This window comes from Ignavibacteriales bacterium (assembly GCA_026390815.1).
Lineage (GTDB): Bacteria > Bacteroidota > Ignavibacteria > Ignavibacteriales > SURF-24 > JAPLFH01.
On sequence record JAPLFH010000012.1, the window covers coordinates 43187 to 65333 of the forward strand.

Consider the following 22147-nt stretch of genomic DNA (forward strand, 5'->3'; position numbering starts at 1 on the left):
TTAGAGCAGATTAGTAAAAAACTTTTGGTTTAGTCTTGACCTGCCCTAATTGTGATTTTAGATCATTGATTTTGGATTTAACCTTTTTACAATCATATCGGCAATGGAACCACCAGAGGGAACCATTGGGAAAACCATTTCTTCTCTTACAACTTTAAACTCGATCAAAACGGGGCGATCATTTATAGCAAAAGCCTGATCTAATATGTCTTCTACATTTTTAGGAGAATTTGTAGAGAAGGAAGCTAATCCAAATGCTTCTCCAACTTTAACAAAATCAGGATTGCTATTAGAAAGATCTGTAAAACTATATTTTTCTGCGTGAAATAATTCCTGCCATTGTCTTACCATTCCAAGAAAACCGTTATTCATTATAATAAATTTTATCGGAAGTTTATTTGCAGCAGCAGTTATCAATTCCTGAATATTCATCTGGAAACCTCCATCACCGCTGATGGAAATTATTGGTCTATCTTTAACTCCAAATGCTGCACCTATAGAAGCCGGAACAGAAAATCCCATTGTGCCTAACCCACCGCTTGTTATATGCGAACGCGGATTGTTAAATTTATAAAACTGTGCAGTCCACATTTGATGTTGTCCAACATCTGTTATTACAACTGCTTCTCCCTTTGTTTTTTCTGAAAGTTTCTGAAGTACATATTGAATACGCAACCTACCGTCATCTTCTTCAAAATCTAAAGGGCACTCCTCCCGCCAACCATTAATTTGATTCCACCAGTTTTCTAATTCTGGCGGATCTGTCATCTCCACTGCTAATTCAGCTAAAACATGTTTAACATCTCCAACAATTGGAAGATCTACAATTATGTTTTTATCTATTGCGGTTGGATCAATATCAACGTGAATTTTATATGCGTGTTTAGCAAATGTTTCAATCTTGCCAGTTACTCTATCGTCAAACCTTGCCCCCAGAGCCACAAGAACATCACAATTGTTAACGGCTTGATTTGCCCAGTATGTTCCATGCATTCCAAGCATACCAAGCGATAAATCATCGTTGCCCGGAAATGCACCTAATCCTTGCAAAGTCATGGTTATTGGTAATTTATTTTCTCTTGCAAAAATTGAGAGTTCCTGAGTTCCATTGGACATAAGAACACCACCACCAACATAAAGTAATGGTCGTTCAGCTTTCCTTATCATCTCTGCTGCTTTTTTTATTTGATTCTGATGACCAAGATAAGTTGGTTTGTAACCACGCATTTCCACTGTTTCCGGATAATCAAACTCACACTTAGAACTTACAACATCCTTTGGTAGATCAACTAAAACTGGTCCAGGTCTTCCGGTAGAGGCAATATAGAAAGCCTTTTTTATTGTGCTTGCTAACTCGCGTACATCCCGAACCAGAAAATTATGTTTTGTAATTGGTCGGGTAATGCCAACAATATCTGCTTCCTGAAATGCATCATTACCAATTAAGTGCGTTGCAACCTGACCGGTAAAAACAACAATCGGAATCGAATCCATATAAGCATCTGCAATTCCTGTAACTGTGTTTGTTGCACCCGGACCTGATGTAACCAATACAACACCAACTTTGCCCGTTGCTTTTGCATAGCCTTCCGCCATATGGGTAGCACCTTGTTCGTGGCGGACAAGAATATGCTTCAGGAAATCAACGTCGTAAAGGTGTTCATAAATTTTAAGTACAGCTCCACCCGGATAACCAAATACATATTCAACTTTTTCTTGCCTCAGGCACTCGAAAAATATTTCAGCGCCTGTCATCATTGGTTTAGATTTTTTCATAAAGTTGCCTTTCTTGTTTCTTTTATTTCAGGAATTTTTAATATCGCTCCGGTATGCGCAGATGAAACCATTGTTGCATAACGAGCTAAGTAACCTCGTTTTATTTTTGGTTCGAAGTTCGGAAGTAAAGCGAGTCTTTCTTCAATTTCATTATCCGATAATTTCACATTTATCTTTTTATTCGGAATGTCAATTTCTATAATATCTCCGTTGTGTAATGCAGCAATTGGTCCATATTCAGCGGCTTCCGGGGAAACATGTCCGATGCAAGCGCCACGCGTTCCACCAGAAAATCTTCCATCTGTAATCAAAGCTACCTTATCACCTAAACCCATTCCCATAATTGCACTTGTGGGAGATAACATTTCCGGCATTCCTGGTCCTCCCTTGGGTCCTTCGTAACGGATTACAACAACATCTCCAGCTTTAACTTCGCTATTTAAAATACCGGTTAATGCTTCATCCTGGGATTCATAAATTTTTGCCGGACCAGAGCATTGCATCATACTTGGATCTACCGCACCAGTTTTTACAACTGAGCCTTCGGGAGCCAGGTTTCCAAACAGAACTGCTAAACCACCTTTTTTTGAATAAGGTTCTTCTACACTTTTAATTACCTTCCTATCTTTAACAACAGCAGACGAAATATTTTCTCCCAAAGTTTTTCCTGTTACTGTTGGACGCGACAGATCAAGTGCTCCTTCAATTTTAGAGAGTTCATTTAAAATTGCAGAAATTCCACCAGCGTTATCTACATCTTCCATGTGAACAAGTTTAGTTGCTGGACTTACTTTACAGATATAAGGAATCCGCTCAGCCAGAGTGTTTAATTCGTGCAAATCAAATCCGATCTCAGCTTCATTTGCAATAGCAAGTGCATGAAGAACAGTATTCGTGCTTCCTCCCATTGCCATATCAAGTGCAAATGCGTTAAGGAAAGTTTCTCTGGATAGAATATCTCTCGGTTTTAAATCTTTTTCAACAAGATATATAATTTGTTTTGCCGCTTGTTTTGCTAATTCTTTTCTTCTGGGATCAATTGCAAGGATAGAACCATTACCGGGGAGTGCTAAACCGAGGGCTTCCATCAAGCAGTTCATGGAGTTGGCGGTAAACATACCAGAACAAGAACCACAGGATGGACAACTAAAATCTTCTAACTGTTTTAAACGTTCTTCATTTATTTTTCCTGTTTTAAATTCACCTACTCCTTCAAAGACAGAAATCAAATCAGTTTTTTCACCGGAAGGTAATCTACCGGCTTTCATTGGTCCACCAGAAATAAAAATAGTTGGAACATTAATTCGTACTGCAGCCATCAACATTCCGGGAACAATTTTATCACAGTTTGGAATGCAAACCATTCCATCTAAGCGGTGGGCTTCAACTACAGTTTCCACACAATCAGCAATCAATTCCCGGCTTGCTAAAGAATATCGCATTCCGATATGTCCCATTGCTATTCCATCATCAACACCAATAGTGTTGAATTCAAATGGAACTCCGCCTGCTTCTCTAACAGCATCTTTAATAATTTTTCCAAACTCCTGAAGATGTACATGTCCTGGAATCAAATCGATATATGAATTACAAACGCCGATGAATGGTTTTTTGAAATCTTCATCGCTTTTAATAACTCCGGTTGCTTTAAGTAAACTACGGTGTGGGGCTTTGTCATAGCCAGTTTTTATTAAATCAGATCTCACAATTACCTCTGAATGATTTTTAAATCTAATTTGCTTTTTATGCAAATCCTTCAGAAAATAATCTCAGGGTTTGGTCAACCCCTAATCTAATTTTCTATTTGTTTTGTTTTGGTATGTTTAGGGATTGACCATTATTTTAGCCTATAATGCTAATAATAGCAATTAGAGCTAGAATAATCGAAATCCCTAGGACGATGACTGAAGGAGTGTATTTTATACTATTGGACACAACACCGCGGTGGCAGCATAATGGTACCGCTTGATAACTTGTGATTATATTTTTTGTGGCGTCGTTCATTTTCATTTTGAATTTGATACAAATATAAAGCACGAATTGTCTTTTGTCAAGTTTCTGTAAAATATTTGTGAATTTTTATTCAGAAAGCTTCCTTCTTATTCTTTAGAGAATGATAATTAAAATCATTTTCTAAGAGTTTAAAAAAATATTTGACAAATAAGATTTCAAACATTACCTTTGCATTAAGTTATAAATAATTATGAAAATAAAAGCAACACATATTACCGGTTCTACAACAATGCATACTACAACACCTACACCCTTTACGGGCTGAAGTTGGCATTGCATACTTTTTTATGTAGAAACCGACTTCAGAGATTAAGTCGGTTTTTTTGTTTTAAAGAGTATATTATAATAGTTGCTTGATTGTTTAGTTATTATTGAATTTGAAGAATAGAGAATTATAGAAGTCTGGTAGTAGATAAATGGAGAATATTTTAATTTAATAATTAATCAAATTTTAACTGAGAATAAATATGAAAGTTTTAAAATTTGGCGGTTCATCGGTTGGTAATCCTGAAAGGATTAAAAACGTAATTGACATTGTTATCCATAGCTACAAAAAAAATAAAAGAGTTGCAGTTATATTCTCTGCATTCCAGGGGATAACTGATTCTCTAATTAAAATGAGTAACCTGGCATCAAAAGCGCATGACGATTATTGTTCCTTATTTGTAGATTTGAAACTAAGGCATATGGATGCTGCTAAACAACTAATATCCACTGCCAACCAAAAAAAAGCAATCGATGTATTGGAAACTGCTTTGGTAGAACTTGAGAATGTACTCTATGGAATATTTTTGGTAAAAGAATTATCACCCAAAACACTGGATTATGTTATGAGTTTTGGTGAAAGACTCTCTTCATTTATTATTACCCAAAGTTTAATTGATCGGAAAATTAAAACGGAATTTCTGGATAGCCGTCTTTTAGTTAAGACTGATGAAACTTTTGGATCTGCGAAAGTAAATTTTGAAGTTACTAATGAATTAATAAGATCATATTTTCAGAAACATAAAAGTCTACAGGTAGTAACAGGATTTATTGGATCAACTTCTACCAATGAAACCACTACAATTGGACGCGGTGGTTCAGACTATTCAGCATCAATATTTGGCGCTGCATTATCTGTTGATGAAATTGAAATCTGGACTGACGTTGATGGAATTATGACTGCAGATCCTAGAAAAGTAAAAAAAGCTTTTTCTATTCCTAATATTAGTTTTGAAGAAGCAATGGAAATGTCGCATTTTGGAGCTAAGGTAATTCATCCCCCTACAATGAAACCTGCAATGGAACAAAATATTCCTATCAGGATAAGGAATACTTTTAATCCAGGATTTGCAGGAACATTAATAGGTAAGCGGAATGGGGAAAATAAATTTCCTATTAAAGGTATATCCTCAATAGATAACATTTCCCTTCTCCGCATTGAAGGTAGTGGAATGACCGGTGCTGCTGGATTTGGACAAAGGATACTAAATGCTTTAGCTGTTGGTAAAATTAATGTAATGATGATTACAATGGCATCATCACAGTACTCACTTTGCCTAGCCGTTCTGCCAAAATTTGCTTCTACAGCAAAAAAATTAATAGATGATGAGTTAAAATATGAAATACGCGATGGAATGGTTGAAGAAGTTTTTATTGAAAATAATCTTTCAATAATTGCTGTTGTTGGAGAAAATATGCGCAATGCAACAGGATTATCAGGAAGAGTATTTCAATCTCTTGGAAAGAATGGAATTAATATTGTATCAATTGCGCAAGGTTCGTCCGAATTAAACATTTCTGTTGTAATACCAAAAGAAGATGAAGCTAAAGCGTTAAATGCCATCCACGATGCTTTTTTCTTATCAGAATATAAATCTATTAATCTATTTGTGGTTGGAACCGGCTTAATTGGAAGAACTTTATTCAAGCAGATTCAAAATCAACTCGACTTTCTTTCAAATGAATTATTTATTGACCTTAAGATAATGGCGATTGCTAACAGTCGAAAAATGTTGTTCGATTCAAGAGGACTTTCAATAAAAGATTGGGATGAAAGATTGAGCAATTCTACAGAACAAATGAATCTTAATGAATTTGTTTCCAGGATGACAGAACTTAATCTTCCTAATAGCATTTTTGTTGATTGTACTTCGAGCGAACAATTGTTGACTAAATACTTAGAAATTCTGCAGTCAAGTATTTCAATCGTTACACCAAACAAAAAAGCTAATTCGAGTAACTATGAATTTTATCTGAAACTTAAGCAAGCAGCCCATAAACACAATGTTAAATTTCTTTATGAAACAAATGTTGGCGCTGGCTTACCAATAATAAGTACACTGCAAGATCTGGTAACAAGCGGAGATAAAATTATAAAAATTGAAGGGATTTTATCGGGAACGCTTAGTTACATTTTTAACTCTTTTAATGGAAGCAAACCATTTTCCAAAATTCTTAAAGAAGCGCAGGAGAAAGGATTTACAGAGCCGGATCCGCGTGATGATTTGAACGGACTTGACGTTGCGCGTAAATTATTAATTTTAGTAAGAGAAGCTGGCTACCAACTTGAATTGAATGATATTCAAATAGAAAATTTGATTCCATTAAACTGCAGAAAAAAATCATCTCTGGAAGAATTTTATAAATCGCTTGAAAAAAATGATTCGTGGTTCGAAGATCGCAGAGAAAAAGCTTCTTTGGAAGGAAAATCTTTACGTTATATAGCAAAATATGAAAAAGGATCAGCTGTTGTCTCTCTTCAGTCAGTAGATAGCAACCACCCGTTTTTTTCTATTTCTGGCAACGATAATATTGTTGCATTCAAAACAGTTTATTACAACGAAAGACCAATTGTAATTGCAGGTCCCGGTGCTGGTGCAGAAGTTACATCCGGCGGAATCTTTGCTGATATAATCCGAATTGGTAATTATTTAATTTAAAGGAGAACTAATGGAAGAATTGAAAAATAAAATATCAGTTGCTGTTTTAGGTGCTACCGGAAGCGTTGGACAAAAATTTATTGAACTACTTGCAAATCATCCATGGTTTATTGTTAAGGAAGTTGCGGCCTCAGAAAGATCTTCCGGTAAAAAATATAAAGAAGCTGTTAACTGGATATTATCATCTCAGCTTCCGGAAGATATTGGAAATTTAATTGTTGAAGATTGCCTGCCTAATTTGAAAAGCAAAATTGTTTTTTCTGGATTGGATGCAAGTGTTGCTGGTGACATTGAAACTGAATTTGCAAATGCTGGATATTATGTTATTTCTAATTCAAGGAATCACCGGTTTGATGAGGATGTTCCGCTGTTAATTCCGGAAGTAAATCCCGAACATCTTGAATTGATTAAGCTACAGAAGTGTAAAGGTGCAATAGTAACTAATCCTAATTGTTCCACCATTGGATTGGTATTAGCTCTTAAACCGTTGTATGATGCATTTGGAATTGAAGCAGTAAATGTTGTAACAATGCAAGCTTTATCTGGCGCAGGTTATCCTGGGGTAGCTTCTTTGGATATAATCGATAATGTTGTTCCGTTCATTGGTGGTGAAGAAAAAAAGATGGAAACTGAACCGCTTAAAATCCTTGGGAAATTCGAAGATAACAAAATTCATTTTTCTGATTTTAAAATAAGTGCGCAATGTAACCGGGTTGCAGTATTGGATGGTCATTTAGAAACTGTCCAGGTAAAATTAAAAAGCAAAACATCTATCGAGGAAATAAAAAAAGTTTGGAAGGATTTTACAAGTATAGCCCAGGAATTAAAACTTCCATTCGCTCCAGCTAAACCAATTTACTATTTTGAAGAGGATAAATATCCTCAACCAAAATTGCATCGGAATTTGGATAAGGGCATGGCTGCAAGCATTGGCAGACTGAGGGAATGTCCTATTTTCGATTATAAATTTGTAGTTCTTTCCCACAACACAATTCGTGGTGCTGCGGGTGGAGCAATTCTTAACGCAGAATTGATGATAGAAAAAGGATACTTTAAAAATATTAATTATTAATTTGTAATCACTTATTCAAAAATGTAAAAGCAAAATGCACAAAGAAATCAGAGTATTTGCTCCTGCCACAGTTTCAAATGTAGCTTGTGGTTTTGATGTGATGGGATTCGCAATCGATCAGCCTGGTGATGAAGTTGTTGTTCGATTAAGTAAAAATTCCTGTGTAACAATTTCCAAAATAACAGGTGATGATGGGAAGCTTCCGCTTGATCCAAATAAAAATACTGCCGGGGCACCTGTTATTGCTTTATTAAAACATCTTGGGATGAATATTGGAATTGAAATTGAAATTCATAAAAAGATGGCATTGGGAAGCGGACTTGGATCGAGTGCAGCAAGTGCTGTAGCTTCGGCATATGCTCTAAATGAATTGTTGGGAACTGGTCTATCAAATAAAGAACTCCTTCCATTTGCTATTGAAGGTGAAAAAATTGCAAGCGGAGCTGTGCATGCAGATAATGTTGCACCTTGTCTATTTGGTGGATTTATTTTAATCCGCGGTTATAATCCAATTGATATTGTGGAAATTCCTGTTCCTTCAAATTTATTTTGTACTGTGATTCATCCGCATCTTGAAATCAACACGAAAGAATCAAGGAAGTTATTACCAAAAGATATCCCATTATCGCTGGCAAAGACACATTGGGGGAATACTGCTGGTTTGATTGCTGGATTATTAAAGCAGGATTTTGATTTGATAAGCCGATCATTGATAGATGTAATTGTTGAACCAGTACGATCCCCATTTATTCCAGGGTATAATGAAGTTAAACTCTCTGCAATGGAAGCCGGTGCACTTGGATGCAATATTTCCGGATCAGGTCCGGCAATTTTTGCATTATCAAACTCGCAGGATGTTGCTAACAATATTGGCAAGGTTATGAAAGAACAATTAAATAATATTAAATTGTCAAACACAGTGTTCGTTTCAAAAATTAATAAACAAGGACCTAAAATAATTGATATGGAATAATGTATTATTTATTTCTAAGCTATTCCAATATCTCAAATTTAAGTTATGAAGTATTACAGCACTAATAATAAAAATAATTTAGTCAGCTTCAAGCAGGCTGTTCAAAAAGGAATTGCTGATGATGGCGGGTTATTCTTACCAACACAAATTCCAGTTATGGAGCAAGAATTTTTTAAAAACATTTCTTCTCTTTCTTTTAAAGAAATAGCATTTACAATTGCCAGACAGTTTATTGAAGATGAAATAGCAGAAGATGATTTAGAAAGCATTATAAACCAGACTTTCAATTTTCCAAGTCCGATTGTTTCGCTTAATAAAAATCTTTTTGTGCTGGAATTATTTCACGGACCAACTCTTGCTTTCAAAGATTTTGGCGCAAGATTTATGGCTAATACACTTTCCTATTTTATTAAAAATGAAAGTAAGGAAATTGTAATCCTGGTGGCAACTTCCGGCGATACTGGTAGCGCTGTTGCAAATGGATTTTACAATGTTGAAGGAATCAAAGTAATACTGCTCTACCCTTCTGGAAAAGTCAGCAAAATTCAAGAGCAGCAATTAACCACGCTCGGTGGAAACATTACAGCTTTAGAAGTAGAAGGAACATTTGATGACTGCCAGCGGTTAGTGAAGGAAGCTTTTGCTGATAAGGATTTAAATGACAAACTGAATCTAACTTCTGCAAACTCAATAAATATTGCCAGATTAATTCCGCAATCATTTTATTACTTTAATGCTTACGCACAGGTTAAAGAAAAAAATAATCCAATTATTTTTTCTGTACCAAGTGGTAACCTTGGAAACTTAACAGGTGGTTTAATTGCTTTTAAAATGGGTTTACCAGTACATAAATTTATTGCGGCTTGCAATAGTAATGATGTAGTAACAAATTATATCAAATCCGGACTGTTTATTCCTAAACCATCAGTACAAACTATTTCTAACGCGATGGATGTTGGAAACCCAAGCAACTTTGCAAGAATCATTTCTCTATTTAAGAATGATTATGAACTGATCAAGAAAATAATTTTCAGCCGCTCATATTCTGATGATGAAACCCGTAATTCAATTAAAGAGATTTATGAAAATTATAAATATGTAATTGATCCTCATGGTGCAGTTGGATATTTGGCTTTAAAAGAATATTTGAATGGTGAAACAAATATTTATAATTCAATAGTATTGGAAACTGCTCATCCAGCAAAATTTAAAGATGAAGTAGAAAGTGTAATTAATAAATCAATTCAATTACCTGATAGTTTGAAAGAATGTCTGGTAAAGGAAAAACATTCTGTTATCCTTTCAAATTCATTTGATGAATTTAAATCATTTCTAATCGGCAAATAATTTTAAGAAAATATCATTCGGAGGTATTATGAAAAACAAAGGAAACAAAATTGCAATTCTTGGTGGCGGTAACATTGGTAGTGCAATTGCAAATGGATTAGTCGCTTCTAAATTATATCCTCCGGAAAGTATCTCCATTACCAGACGAAAAACTGAATTGCTTTCTTCATTTTCTAAAAAAGGATTTAATACTTCTCTGAACAATTTAAAAGCTGTTAAGAGTTCAGACATTATTATAATTTCTGTTACTCCACAACAATTAAATGGATTGCTTTCAGAAATAAAAAAGGAAATAAATCCCAACAAACATATCGTTATCTCAATTGTTTCCGGGGCATCTATTAAGGAAATAAGAGAACAGATTGGAAACAAAGTCCCGATTGTAAGAGCGATGCCTAATACTGCAATTGCAATTCGGGAATCGATGACGTGCATTTCATCAGATGCCAGCGATGGAGTTTTGGAATTAGCAAAAAAGATATTTGATTCAGTAGGATTAACGCTTGTAATAAATGAATCGTTAATGGTACCGGCAACAGCGTTATGCGCTTGTGGGATAGCATTCTTCCTGCGTGCAATTCGTGCTGCTTCACAGGGTGGGATTGAAATCGGTTTTCATGCTGAAGACGCTTTACTTATGGCAGCGCAAACGGCTAAAGGCGCCGCTTCCCTTCTAACATCGGGTTTAACACATCCTGAAAGTGAAGTAGATAAAGTTACAACACCTATGGGCTGCACAATCTCAGGCTTGAATCAGATGGAACATAACGGATTTAGTTCGGCATTAATAAAAGGAATTGTTACATCAGCAGAAAAAGCAGCTAAATTATATTCACCTAAAAATTAATTCTAAGAGTTTTTATATCTCAATTTCTGTTTTAAAAACAATTTTTGCGTTTCCACCGATTTTTACTTTTTTAGGAAAGTCATTTTCTATTTCAACTTCTACTTCAACAATGCCAGTTCGGTTAATTGCTTCTCCTTGCTTTCCTTTGAATGAAAATGTTTTTCCGTTAGTGGTTACTAATTTATGTTTAACAAGGTAAGCTCCCAGCGGTCCATTTGCATTTCCGGTAACCGGGTCTTCATTTATTCCTATGGCAGGAGCGAACATTCTTCCTTTTGTTAAAATACTATCTTCATTCGTATCAAATGTAAATACAAAATATCCATTGCATTTAATTTCTTTACTAATTCCAGTAAGTGCTTCAATATTTGGTTTTAGCGAATCCAGAGTCGTCTGACTTTTAATACCAATTAACACTTTTGAATGACCGGTTGAAACGATTTGTATCGGACACCTTTCATCTAAATCATTTTCACTTAAATAAAGTGCTTCACAGATTTTTTTGTTAGTCCCTGACTCGAATGGACTATTAAACTCTATTTTCCCCTGAGTCATAATTATTTTATAATCACTATTTTCTTTTATTATTTCAACTTGTAAGATACCCGCGCCTACTTTTTGAATTACTGTTCGGGATTCATAATTATTCTCTATTGATCGGACATAATGAGCAGCTATGGTTGCATGTCCGCAAATCGGGACTTCAATTGTTGGAGTAAAAAATCTAATCCATACATCGTGGGTATTTTCGGTTGGTTCTAAAATAAATGCTGTTTCTGAATTGTTAAGTTCCCTTGCAATGTTTTGCATTTGTTCGTCTGTTAATCCATCAGCGTTTGGAACAACACCAGCGGGATTACCCCGAAATAGTTCGGTTGTAAAAGCATCTACCTGATATATCTGATATTTCTTCACATCAATTCTCTCAATTTATATAACTGCATAATAGTATTGTTTTAAAGCCGGAGAACAATTAGTGAGTCTTGATTAGATTTGTTCTATTATTTCTTTTACTTGTGGCTTCAACGAAACCATGTCGGTTTTGATTATATCCCAAATAATTTTTGTATCAATTCCAAAATATTCGTGGATCAAAATATTCCTAAGACTTATTATTTCCCGCCATTGTATTTCTGAATAGAGTTTTTTGAAATGAGGTGTTAGATGATTAGCGGCTTCGCCAATAATTTCTAATTGCTTAACGCAAGCATACTGCATCATAGTAGTAGATTGGAAAATATCATAAGTTGTAGTTTGAACATATGATTCAATTTCGAGGATAGCATCATAAATGTGTTGTAAACGTACCTTATCACCTAAACTATTTCTCATATATTAATATTTTTTCTGCATCAATAAATGGTTTAATATGCTTTGAGATACTGTTACTTGAAAGAAGATCTACTTTTCTATTTAATAAGTCTTCCAATTCTAACTTCATTCTTACAAAACCAAGACCGATTGTTTTAGAGTAATCCAATTCAACTAATATATCTATATCACTTTGTTCATCTTCTTCGTTTCGACAGGCAGAGCCAAACAAAAATGCTCTTTTTACAGGTTTATTTCTAAAACAGTTTGCTATCTTTTCGGAAAATTCATTACTCATATTTTTAACTTATTCTATTTTATTTGTTTTTTAAAAAATAAATGAAAACATCCTAAAAAGCACTATACTATTTTCATCAAAGCTAACAATATTGTTTTAATCTCTTGTAAAAGTATGGATCTTGCCGACCAAGTAAATGCTGTTTCTGAATTGTTAAGTTCTCTTGCAATGTTTTGCATTTGTTCGCCAGTTAATCCATCTGCATTTGGTACAACCTCATCAGGATTTCCTCTAAACTGTTCTTTTGTAAAAGCATCTACCTGATATATACGATATATTTTAAATATTAATTCTCTCAATTCAGCAACCAATATTTATTAAAAAATATATTTAACAGAAGAGCAAAACCAATAATTACTAAAATGCTGGATGCCAAATTGACACCAGCTTGATTAGCGATTTAGGAATTGACGCTTGCGCTAATGTTCCCATCAGACACTATAGTTATTACTACATTCCCAGTTTTCTGGCCGGTTTCAACATATTTAGTTGCCTCAACTATTTCTTCCAGATGATAACTTCTATCTATTACTGCTCTGTACTTTCCTGCCTCGATGAGTTCTTTGAAAAAAACTATATCTTCTTTACTGACTTTTGGAATCGGGAACAAAACTTTTTTACCTCCAAAGATTGGAGTTAACAGCGCTAAAAATATATTCTGAGATAAAAATCCAAGATCAGTTGATAAATAAATTCCTCCGGGTTTCAGTAATTTTTTACAACGGAAAAAAGAACTTTTACCCACCGCATCAAAAACTGCATCATACAATTGTCCAATTTTTGTAAAATCTTCTTTTGTGTAATCTATTACTTCCATTGCACCAAGTGATTTCACCAACTCAAAATTATTTGTAGTGCATACCGCAGTAATTTCTGCACCAAAATATTTAGCAAGTTGTACCGCTGCCGAGCCAATAGATCCAGAAGCACCATTGATTAGGATTTTTGGTGTATTCTTAAAATCAATTTTTTTAATATTTGCCAATGCTAAATATGCACCATCACAGATTGCCGCAGCCTCTTCGTAAGTTATATTCTTTGGCTTCGTAGCTATCGATGATTCTTCGGGCAGACAAATGTATTCCGCATGAGCACCAAAATTTGATGTGCTTAATCCAAAAACCTGATCGCCGGGTTTAAATGTTTTTACATCCTTACCGGTTGCCTCAATCTCTCCAGCAAGCTCAGTCCCTAATATTCTTCTTTTGGGATTAAAAAGTCCATTGACCAACCTGATAATAAGCGGATATTCAGGTTTGCGAAATCCACAGTCAGTTCGATTTACTGTAATTGCGAATATTTTTATTAGAACTTCGTTGTCTTTGGGAGTTGGTTTTTCTACATCAGCAAGTTGAAGAACTTCTGGTGATCCATATTTTGTGTATACAATTGCTTTCATAAGTATTCCTTTAAGATTACTTTGATTCGATTATTTCAAATGTAGTTCACGACAATTTATTCTATAAGTTTGCAATATCTAATAGAGCTGCACTTAACCAGAAGCCCAGAACTACAATACCAATAACTACGTACATGCCAAATGCGAATACGCTTTCGGCTTACGGCACTTGTTAGGTGTTGTGATTATATATTATGTTTTTTATTAAGCGCCACTCATCGGTAGTTAATGGAAAATTAGTTCCTTGGCTCTGACGAAAAATACTAATGTTTTCTAATCCAACAGTATTTCTTATTTCATTTTTGTAGATAGGAATGTTTACCAAATTTTTTAATACTTTCATCTTTACACGCAATTTTTCTTCTCCTTTATCTGAAGAATCAATCCAATATTTATCTTCGTCTTCTGGTTCGCGCATAAATTGAGGATTAGAAATAATCTCAGTTAAAGCATAAATTCCTCCATCAGAACCAGACAGCCAGATTATTCCTAGATGTCCTTTGGAAATTTCATTTCTATGCTGATTAACTAACCAATGAATTTCTGAACCGATTTTTTCGTCAGATAATGCATTTAAAATATCATAGCGCCTTGGATTAGCTTGAAATATCCAAACTCTTTCCGTCTCGGGAATTGAACTAATATTTACTGTCTGGGCGATTGATTCTTTATGTTCTGAATCAAGAAATCGATAATTATATTTTGCAGCAATTGTATTTATGGAATTTATACCAAGTTCTTTACACTCAATCCCAACTGTTTCTAAAAACTTTTTTCTTTCCACGGGGATTACATTGGCACACAAGATTAATTCAATAATGACCTCAGGTTGTTCATTCTTTAATAAACCATAATATTCCATTACTTGTCCAGAAGCATCTCTTGAAAGAATTCCACGCTTAACCTCAACAATTACTTTTCTGCTGAATCTATCTTCAAAAATTATATCCGCAAAGCATCTACCAAGTTTAATTTGTTGACCAATTAACTTGAAACCACAAGAAGGGAAAAACTCATCTGGATGACTTGCAATTAAATTTTCTATATCTTTTTCAAGCATAGATTTAAGACACCTGACTATAACTGATACTGTAAAGTTTAATAATTGTAGCTTTTATTTTGTAATTATAATTTTCATCTGAATGGAGATAATAAAGAATTATTTTGGGTATAGCAGTCTTTCGCAATAACATCGCAAGCTGCGTGTAATTTCGGATTGAATTCCTGTCGGTCACTATTTTACTTCCCCTCAATAATTTTGTAGCCAAATTAGGTTAAAACCAATTTACTGTCAACATCATTTATAAAATTAGTAATGTTATTTTAGCCATTAGTCGGCTAATTCCATTTCCATTTTTTTCTTGTCGTCATAAGGTAAACATCTTTCCATATTTTTCTCAACATCATCATTTAAATAATTTATAGCGCTTTCCAAATCAAAAATTACCGGCATTCTATGATGAATTTGAGCAATAAATTTATTCGGTACCGTTGTAATTAATGAAGCATAAATCTTTTCTTCTTTATCCTTGTGGTAAATAGCAGGTACAAAAAATATTGGTTGATCTGGTAAAAACATTTTGTACTTAATTTTTTTTCTTCCCTCTGTTTTCCACTCATAAAATCCTGTCATTGGTACAATACATTTATTATTTGCCAATAATTTATTCCAGTATGTTTTTTCTTTTATTGTTTCAATTCGTGAATTGAATATAAGCGGTGAATCTTCCTTAAACTTAATTCCCCAATGGACTTTTGTAAGACGGTAAATATCTTCCTTTAAAATAACACTTAGAATTTTTTCCGTTGGTCTTATATCTTCCTGGCTCCGTTTCGATATTTCTTCATCAACTTCAACTTTTAAATTTAATTCTCTAAACAAATTTTCAACCATTTTTTCTATATTTTTGCTTTCAAATCTACCACACATATCTAAATCCTTTTTTTTTATAGCTCATTTTAAATTACTCTTTCAGCTTATTAGTCAACCAAACGATCTAACTGTGTTCAGGAAAAATCTTTTTGTTAGTAATTTATTCTGATTAGCATAAGTCGATATATTTTAAAATTAGGTTGCTGCTAAATTTATGTCCCCCTAATAAATCCCCTTTAGGTTTCGCCTTTGCTAACTTCTTATTTCGTTTTATAAGTTTTCATAATATAATCAGCAATAGCTTCAGCTTCTTTCTGCTTTAAGCTCTGATTTGGCATTGGAGGAAAGTTTGGGTTCATCTTAACGGGATTCATAATAAAAGAAACAAGTTCACCTTGCTTTCCTTCATATTTAGGTAGTACATCCTTATATGCTGGACCAACTAACTTCCTATCAAATCTATGGCATGCGGAACATCTTCCTTCAAATATTTCCTGTCCGTTTATTGCCGGTGCAGTTCCGGACTTCTCTTTAATCGCCACCATCATTTTATCATATTCCTGGGATAAAACTAAAATCTGTTTCTTTGATGAGGTACCGAATGAAGCCTGATCATTTATAACAAACAGCACAGAAACTATAATAACTAAAGAAAAAACGTGAGTAATATATTTCAGATTAGATTCCTTAATCATCGCATAAAAATAATGTGTTACAAGAAAAAGCAGTAAAAGAATTATTGCGGTAATTGAATATGAGGTACCGGTTAATGCGAAATAAGGAATTACTAAAATATTTGCAATAATAAATACTGGTAGAACAATTACGGAAATTATTCCAATCGTTAATGCAAACTTATTTACAAAACTTTTATATTCATTAGAAACAACATCTGTAATGTCTATAATCCTGTTGAAGTAAAATAAAACTGTAATGCTCAAAATGGAAACAGCAAGTGTTAGGAAGGATAAATATTTCGTTAAAGATGGAACGCTGAACAGAGTACTAAAGAAACCAACATTTGAATGATAGAATATCGTTGTAATGGAAAATTCAATGCAGCCCATCAAAATAAATGTTGAGACATAAAATAAAATAATCCCCCACAGTGCAGTTTTATTGATGAGATTAAAATTCCTCTTAATAAAACTATTTACTTCGCTGCTGTTACTACTTTCCTTAACGCCGGTTTCTTTTAACAGGTTATCTAATCTGAAAGAATATTTATAAAGGAAAAGCAAAAAGATACCAGCGATAAAAAGAATTATTGATAAGAACAAATAGGTTATTACCGGCGAATCTATTTGGTGGAACAATTGCGTATAAGAAAATCCGATGGACAATAATGGTACAATACCGAGTGTGAACATAAATCCTTTTTTATATGCAGCAATAGTTATCAAGTCGCGGGAAAATCTTAAATACAGTTCATTATTTTTCTTGTTGCCAAGTTTGTTAAATATGTAAGATAACAATGATGCCGCGTTTACCAATCCTGCATATGGGATTAGAAGAATAAAAGATGTTATCAGGATGTAAATTAAAAAACTTAAGTTATCCGCTGATTGAACGACAACCAGCTTTTCAAGAAATTCCATTTATAAAATCCTCACAATCAATTAACTTATGTTTGTAAATATTAATAGAACAACTTATTTACTGTCAGCACAAGAACTACAACCAAAACAAAAGTATTTATCTCCCTGAATGCGAATCTAAAAGTTATTCTTTCAGAATGCTTAACCAGCAGACTTTTTGTTTTCCAGATTAACCACACACCTGATAAAACCAGGAATATATTAATTACCAGGTTGTTCACAATTCCAAAAAACGGAATGAGCAAGCAACTTGCTGCTAAAGCAACTATCCAGATATATGTTATTCTAGAAAGCTGTTCAGTTGTAAACAATTTTGTTAGTGTAGGAAAACCAGCTTTCTCATAATCTTTATCGTACAATAAAAGCAGAAGCCAAAAATGTGGTATCTGCCAGATAAAAAAGAACAATGCTAAAGCTATAATTTCTGGATTAAACAAATATCCTCCGCCAGAAACAAATCCAATCATTGGAGGAATGGAGCCAATTAGCGCGCCCGGTACAACGGCTAATGCTGTAACCTTCTTAAGTGGAGTATAAAAAGCATTATACCAGAGAACAGCTAAAACACCCAGACCAACTGCAGTTAGATTGGTGAATATATAAAGAACAATAAATCCAGTTGCTAAAGAGCTAACTATAAAAATTATTGCCTGAGATTCCTTCAATTCTCCAGATGGTAATGGGCGCATTTTTGTTCTATCCATCAAGCCATCAGATCTTTTTTCCTGGTAATGATTAATAGCAGAAGACCCGCAGGCTAAAAGAAATACTCCAATCGAAGAAAAAAATATTCTCAAATCTATTCTGCTGTTAGCAAGAATAAATCCAGCAGATGTTGAAAATGCAACAAAGAAAGTTATTCTTACTTTTCCCAGCTCAATAAAAATGTTTATGTACTTTTTTAATCTGTTCAAAATTTATTTTCTTTCAATAAGTTTTATTTAGTTTCGGCCCTTACAAAGCAGTAAGTTTTCTCAACGAGTTTTAACACTCAAACTATTTATTTGGATTACTCATAACAACACACACAATGAGCTAACCCCACGATTTATCGTGGGGTAACTATATAACTGAAGAGGGGCTTTAGCCATGATGTTCTTCCATTTCCACACTCTCATTATTTTTACTACCAGTCAAGCGTTGGATCTTGAATCCAGCAAGCGTGAAGTCAAACTTTCTAATAAATTCCTCATACTCACTATGAATCTGTTTTTCCTTTGCATTTTTACGTATATGATCAAAAAGTTGTTGCCTAACATCGTTGGAAAGTATGCGAACATGGTTCTTCGTACACCAAACTGTGTGGATCCAAATTTTAACGTGTGACATAATTCCTTTAATCTTTTGGGCTAAAGCCCGTTTATTTTAGTTTTCCTTTCCCCACGATGAAGCGTGGGGTTTATGCATTACTCTCCCAAATTAAAGCGTAAGATTAATGCATTATCCTCCAAATATGGATTTCGCTTTTTGATCACATAAAATTTCCATTCAGTTATACAAAAGAAACTTAATACTAACCTTATTTAATAACTTCTTTCTCATTCACCCACTTCTTAAACTCTTCCTGCGGAATAACATGAATTTTATTATACATATATGAATGCTTTAAGCCGCAATATTCCGCACAGGCTATATCGTAAGTTCCAACCTTATCCGGAGTAAAAGCCAAATAATTTTCTCTTCCCGGTACAACATCTTCCTTAAGCCGGAAAGCAGGAATATAAAAAGCATGATTCACATCAATTGATGTTAGTAACAATTTGATTGTCTTTCCAACTGGAACATATAAGGTATCATATTTCTTTCCGTTAGCATATTTAAAGCTCCACTTCCACATTTGTCCCTGAACGTGAATTACAACCGCATTTTTTGGAATTGTCCTCATCGTTCTAAAACTTGTGTAGCCAAAATAAAACATTGCTACTACTAAAATTGTTGGAATTGCAATCCAGGTTATTTCCAACATCGTATTGCCTTCAATATTCTCAGCTATAGGATGTCTCTTTCTATTATACTTTATTACAAAGTAAATCATCGTTACTGTAACGCCTACGAGTATAATAATAGAAATGATTACTATGAATAGAAAAACATTGTCTACCTGGTTTACGTAATCTGAAATACCAATCTTCATATTATTCCCCTCATCTGAACAGATAATCTGAGAATGTTAAAACAATAATTGCAACTAAAGTTAATGTGCCAACAATAACAAATACCTTAAAAACAACATCATCATATTTGATATGCATAAAAATGTTTAGAACTAATCCTGCTTTAACTATTGCAATTATAATAGCAATCAACAATGTAATATTTCCAAAATGAATTCCAGAAACTGTTACAGTAAGTGCGGTAAGCGCAAGCAGAGTTAGCCAAATAAAAACATAAGTTCCGTAACCAACTATATGAGTATGAGATTCTTTATTGCTCATATTTTTTCCTATTTGATTAAATAAAACAATGGGAATAAGAATATCCAGATGATATCAACAAGATGCCAGTAAAGCGCTGAGTTTTCCAGCTTCGCAAAATCATTGGGTGTAATTTTATCCCTGGCAACAAAAACAAATATAAAAGATAAAATCACAATCCCAACAAATACGTGTACACCATGCAAACCCGTCATAGTATAGTATAATCCAAAATACAAAACTTCACCAGCAGGTTTGTTTGCTAATTCCGGTGAACCTGGAAATATTCCATGCTGGAATTTAGCTGACCATTCAAAATATTTATTTACTAAAAACGCCAGCGCAAAAAGTATTGTTGAGCCGATAAGAATTAAAGATAAAACCTTCTGTCCTTTCTGCAATGCTGTTATGGACATTGCAACAGTCAAAGAACTAGTTAGCAGAATGAAAGTATTTAAAGTACCGACAGATATATTTAATTCCAGCGAAGCGATATGAAATGCTTCTGGATTCAAGTACCTGTACGTTCCATAAATAACAAATAAACCTCCAAATAATAATAGCTCTGTTAAAAGGAATAACCACATACCAAGTTTGGCACCTTCGGCATCTTTGTGTCCGTGTTCTTCGTGGATGGTTTTGGTTAAAGTAACTTCAGAAATATTATCCATTACTTTTCCTCCTCCAATAAATGATAATCGTATGGTCCATGAGTTATTGTTGGAATCTTTTCAAAATTTTCTAAAGGAGGTGGCGAGGGAATCGTCCATTCTAAAGTCATTCCACCCCAGGGATTCATTTCAGCTTTCTCACCTTTTCTAAGACCATTAAACAAATTATAAAACATCAGTAAGATTCCGGAAACCATAATCCAGGAACCTATTGTTGATATTACATGCAATGTTTGAAACTGTGGCAGGTAATCAAAATATCTTCTCGGCATTCCCTCATAACCAAGGATAAAAAATGGAAAATATAATTGAAGGAATCCCCAGGTTATAATTGCAACTGAAATTTTAGAAATTTTTTCATTATACATTTTACCAAACATTTTAGGAAACCAATAATGGAGTGCAGCAAAAAATATAAAACCGGTCCCACCAAAAACCACAAAGTGGAAATGAGCCACAACAAAATAAGTATCCGTTAAATGAACATCAGTTGATAAAGAACCGAGAACTAAACCCGTTAATCCACCAATTGAAAAAATAAATATGAATGCCATTACAAATAGAAATGGAGTTCGGGGATCAATCGATCCTTTGTACATAGTAGCAACCCAGTTAAATATTTTAACTCCACTTGGAATTGCAACGAGGAATGTTAAAAGTGAAAATATAAATCGTGAAGTATCGCTCATTCCGCTGGTAAACATATGATGCCCCCAAACAAAATAGCCAACAAATGCAATTGCCAGGCTGGACATTGCAATTGCTTTATATCCAAAAATCGTTCGATGAGAAAAAGTTGCTATAATTTCTGATACAACTCCCATCGCAGGAAGAATCATAATATAAACTGCTGGATGAGAGTAAGTCCAGAATAAATGCTGATAAAGAATTGGATCACCGCCGAGCGTAGGATCGAAAACCCCAATCTTAAATAGTCTTTCTATAATTACAAGAATAATTGTAATTCCGATAATTGGCGTTGCTAAAATTTGAATCCAGCCAGTTGCGTAAAGTGACCATGGAAAAAGCGGCATTTTAAACCAACTCATTCCCGGTGCACGCATTCTATGAATCGTGGTGATAAAATTTAATCCGGTAAGAATTGATGAAAAACCGAGAATGAATGCAGCAAATATTGCCCACGAAACATCTGTTCCAGTTCTTAAACTATAAGGAACGTAAAATGTCCAACCAGTATCTATCGGTCCACCTTTTAGAAACATCGAAAGAATGGCAAGAATACCACCAGAAATATATAAATACCAGGACAGTAAATTCAATCTTGGAAAAGAAACATCTTTAGCACCAATTTGAATTGGTAAAAAGAAATTGCCAAATACTGGAGGAATACCGGGGATTACAAAAAGGAATATCATAATTATTCCATGCAATGTAAAAAGTGAATTATAGGTTTGTGCACCCATAATTGTTTCTCCAGGGCTAAGCATTTCCAGGCGCATTAAGATTCCAATTATGGCACCGATCAAAAAGAAAAAAACTAAAGAGCACAGATATAGAATTCCTATTCTTTTATGATCAGTTGTTAGTAGCCAGGATAAAATTCCAGTATGCTTACCTTTTTCTTCATAGAAATTTACATATCCGCCTGAATGAGCGTGATTACTCATATA

General features: G+C 34.1%; 20 protein-coding genes. 5 read left to right on the forward strand and 15 right to left on the reverse strand.

Going from position 1 to position 22147, the window contains the following annotated elements; translation table 11 throughout:
* Nucleotides 1-57 precede the first annotated feature (57 nt).
* Nucleotides 58-1776, reverse strand: coding sequence for a biosynthetic-type acetolactate synthase large subunit (gene ilvB, locus NTX22_05070; protein ID MCX6149878.1), 1719 nt, complete (start codon nucleotides 1774-1776; stop codon nucleotides 58-60).
* Nucleotides 1773-3482, reverse strand: coding sequence for a dihydroxy-acid dehydratase (gene ilvD / locus NTX22_05075; GenBank protein MCX6149879.1), 1710 nt, complete (start codon nucleotides 3480-3482; stop codon nucleotides 1773-1775). Before ilvD ends, ilvB begins: the two co-directional genes overlap by 4 nt.
* 774 nt (nucleotides 3483-4256) lie before the next feature.
* Between ilvD and thrA the strand changes: the two genes are divergently transcribed.
* From thrA to proC, 5 genes are read left to right on the forward strand one after another with little or no spacing between them, the layout of a single operon-like run.
* Nucleotides 4257-6713, forward strand: a complete 2457-nt coding sequence (gene thrA / locus NTX22_05080; protein MCX6149880.1) for a bifunctional aspartate kinase/homoserine dehydrogenase I — start codon at nucleotides 4257-4259, stop codon at nucleotides 6711-6713.
* 10 nt (nucleotides 6714-6723) lie between these two features.
* Nucleotides 6724-7785: an aspartate-semialdehyde dehydrogenase gene (gene asd / locus NTX22_05085; protein ID MCX6149881.1), complete on the forward strand. Its 1062-nt coding sequence runs from the start codon at nucleotides 6724-6726 to the stop codon at nucleotides 7783-7785.
* A 34-nt stretch (nucleotides 7786-7819) separates the two neighbouring features.
* Entirely contained in the window at nucleotides 7820-8758 is a 939-nt protein-coding gene (locus NTX22_05090; GenBank protein ID MCX6149882.1) for a homoserine kinase, read from the forward strand.
* Between the two features lie 45 nt (nucleotides 8759-8803).
* On the forward strand, nucleotides 8804-10105 hold the full coding sequence (gene thrC, locus NTX22_05095) for a threonine synthase (protein MCX6149883.1): 1302 nt from the start codon (nucleotides 8804-8806) through the stop codon (nucleotides 10103-10105).
* 28 nt (nucleotides 10106-10133) lie between these two features.
* Complete coding sequence (proC, locus tag NTX22_05100) at nucleotides 10134-10952, forward strand: pyrroline-5-carboxylate reductase (GenBank protein ID MCX6149884.1); 819 nt, start codon at nucleotides 10134-10136, stop codon at nucleotides 10950-10952.
* Between the two features lie 12 nt (nucleotides 10953-10964).
* Here the strand turns inward: proC and NTX22_05105 are convergent, their stop codons facing one another.
* From NTX22_05105 to NTX22_05165, 13 genes are all read right to left on the reverse strand, one after another.
* Complete coding sequence (locus tag NTX22_05105; GenBank protein MCX6149885.1) at nucleotides 10965-11867, reverse strand: PhzF family isomerase; 903 nt, start codon at nucleotides 11865-11867, stop codon at nucleotides 10965-10967.
* A 72-nt stretch (nucleotides 11868-11939) separates the two neighbouring features.
* Nucleotides 11940-12284 (reverse strand): DUF86 domain-containing protein, encoded by a 345-nt coding sequence (locus tag NTX22_05110; GenBank protein MCX6149886.1) that lies wholly within the window; start codon nucleotides 12282-12284, stop codon nucleotides 11940-11942.
* The gene (locus tag NTX22_05115) at nucleotides 12274-12561 is read right to left on the reverse strand and encodes a nucleotidyltransferase domain-containing protein (GenBank protein ID MCX6149887.1); all 288 of its coding nucleotides are present in this window, start codon (nucleotides 12559-12561) and stop codon (nucleotides 12274-12276) included. The genes NTX22_05110 and NTX22_05115 overlap by 11 nt, the downstream gene beginning before the upstream one ends.
* A gap of 62 nt (nucleotides 12562-12623) precedes the next feature.
* The gene (locus tag NTX22_05120) at nucleotides 12624-12860 is read right to left on the reverse strand and encodes a PhzF family phenazine biosynthesis protein (GenBank protein ID MCX6149888.1); all 237 of its coding nucleotides are present in this window, start codon (nucleotides 12858-12860) and stop codon (nucleotides 12624-12626) included.
* A gap of 101 nt (nucleotides 12861-12961) precedes the next feature.
* A complete protein-coding gene (locus NTX22_05125) occupies nucleotides 12962-13960 on the reverse strand; it encodes an NAD(P)-dependent alcohol dehydrogenase (GenBank protein ID MCX6149889.1) in 999 nt (332 codons plus the stop codon).
* Between the two features lie 172 nt (nucleotides 13961-14132).
* The gene (locus NTX22_05130) at nucleotides 14133-15020 is read right to left on the reverse strand and encodes an EVE domain-containing protein (GenBank protein MCX6149890.1); all 888 of its coding nucleotides are present in this window, start codon (nucleotides 15018-15020) and stop codon (nucleotides 14133-14135) included.
* Between the two features lie 270 nt (nucleotides 15021-15290).
* Nucleotides 15291-15890 carry an SOS response-associated peptidase family protein gene (locus NTX22_05135; GenBank protein ID MCX6149891.1) on the reverse strand — a complete coding sequence of 200 codons (600 nt, stop codon included), beginning with the start codon at nucleotides 15888-15890 and terminating at the stop codon, nucleotides 15291-15293.
* 203 nt (nucleotides 15891-16093) lie between these two features.
* Nucleotides 16094-17431 carry a c-type cytochrome gene (locus NTX22_05140; GenBank protein ID MCX6149892.1) on the reverse strand — a complete coding sequence of 446 codons (1338 nt, stop codon included), beginning with the start codon at nucleotides 17429-17431 and terminating at the stop codon, nucleotides 16094-16096.
* Nucleotides 17432-17472: 41 nt separating this feature from the next.
* Entirely contained in the window at nucleotides 17473-18345 is an 873-nt protein-coding gene (locus tag NTX22_05145) for a protoheme IX farnesyltransferase (protein ID MCX6149893.1), read from the reverse strand.
* A 605-nt stretch (nucleotides 18346-18950) separates the two neighbouring features.
* Nucleotides 18951-19565 carry a cytochrome c oxidase subunit II gene (coxB, locus tag NTX22_05150; protein MCX6149894.1) on the reverse strand — a complete coding sequence of 205 codons (615 nt, stop codon included), beginning with the start codon at nucleotides 19563-19565 and terminating at the stop codon, nucleotides 18951-18953.
* A gap of 10 nt (nucleotides 19566-19575) precedes the next feature.
* Nucleotides 19576-19866: a cytochrome C oxidase subunit IV family protein gene (locus NTX22_05155; GenBank protein ID MCX6149895.1), complete on the reverse strand. Its 291-nt coding sequence runs from the start codon at nucleotides 19864-19866 to the stop codon at nucleotides 19576-19578.
* A gap of 8 nt (nucleotides 19867-19874) precedes the next feature.
* Complete coding sequence (locus tag NTX22_05160) at nucleotides 19875-20516, reverse strand: cytochrome c oxidase subunit 3 (GenBank protein MCX6149896.1); 642 nt, start codon at nucleotides 20514-20516, stop codon at nucleotides 19875-19877.
* Complete coding sequence (locus NTX22_05165; protein MCX6149897.1) at nucleotides 20516-22144, reverse strand: cbb3-type cytochrome c oxidase subunit I; 1629 nt, start codon at nucleotides 22142-22144, stop codon at nucleotides 20516-20518. Before NTX22_05165 ends, NTX22_05160 begins: the two co-directional genes overlap by 1 nt.
* Nucleotides 22145-22147 lie beyond the last annotated feature (3 nt).

Coding starts and splice junctions, on each gene's coding strand:
- ilvB (MCX6149878.1), bottom strand. CDS start 1,776: ATGAAAAAATCTAAACCAATGATGACAGGCGCTGAAATATTTTTCGAG.
- thrA (MCX6149880.1), top strand. CDS start 4,257: ATGAAAGTTTTAAAATTTGGCGGTTCATCGGTTGGTAATCCTGAAAGG.
- asd (MCX6149881.1), top strand. CDS start 6,724: ATGGAAGAATTGAAAAATAAAATATCAGTTGCTGTTTTAGGTGCTACC.
- NTX22_05090 (MCX6149882.1), top strand. CDS start 7,820: ATGCACAAAGAAATCAGAGTATTTGCTCCTGCCACAGTTTCAAATGTA.
- thrC (MCX6149883.1), top strand. CDS start 8,804: ATGAAGTATTACAGCACTAATAATAAAAATAATTTAGTCAGCTTCAAG.
- proC (MCX6149884.1), top strand. CDS start 10,134: ATGAAAAACAAAGGAAACAAAATTGCAATTCTTGGTGGCGGTAACATT.
- NTX22_05110 (MCX6149886.1), bottom strand. CDS start 12,284: ATGAGAAATAGTTTAGGTGATAAGGTACGTTTACAACACATTTATGAT.
- NTX22_05115 (MCX6149887.1), bottom strand. CDS start 12,561: ATGAGTAATGAATTTTCCGAAAAGATAGCAAACTGTTTTAGAAATAAA.
- NTX22_05125 (MCX6149889.1), bottom strand. CDS start 13,960: ATGAAAGCAATTGTATACACAAAATATGGATCACCAGAAGTTCTTCAA.
- NTX22_05130 (MCX6149890.1), bottom strand. CDS start 15,020: ATGCTTGAAAAAGATATAGAAAATTTAATTGCAAGTCATCCAGATGAG.
- NTX22_05135 (MCX6149891.1), bottom strand. CDS start 15,890: ATGTGTGGTAGATTTGAAAGCAAAAATATAGAAAAAATGGTTGAAAAT.
- NTX22_05140 (MCX6149892.1), bottom strand. CDS start 17,431: ATGGAATTTCTTGAAAAGCTGGTTGTCGTTCAATCAGCGGATAACTTA.
- coxB (MCX6149894.1), bottom strand. CDS start 19,565: ATGAAGATTGGTATTTCAGATTACGTAAACCAGGTAGACAATGTTTTT.
- NTX22_05155 (MCX6149895.1), bottom strand. CDS start 19,866: ATGAGCAATAAAGAATCTCATACTCATATAGTTGGTTACGGAACTTAT.
- NTX22_05160 (MCX6149896.1), bottom strand. CDS start 20,516: ATGGATAATATTTCTGAAGTTACTTTAACCAAAACCATCCACGAAGAA.
- NTX22_05165 (MCX6149897.1), bottom strand. CDS start 22,144: ATGAGTAATCACGCTCATTCAGGCGGATATGTAAATTTCTATGAAGAA.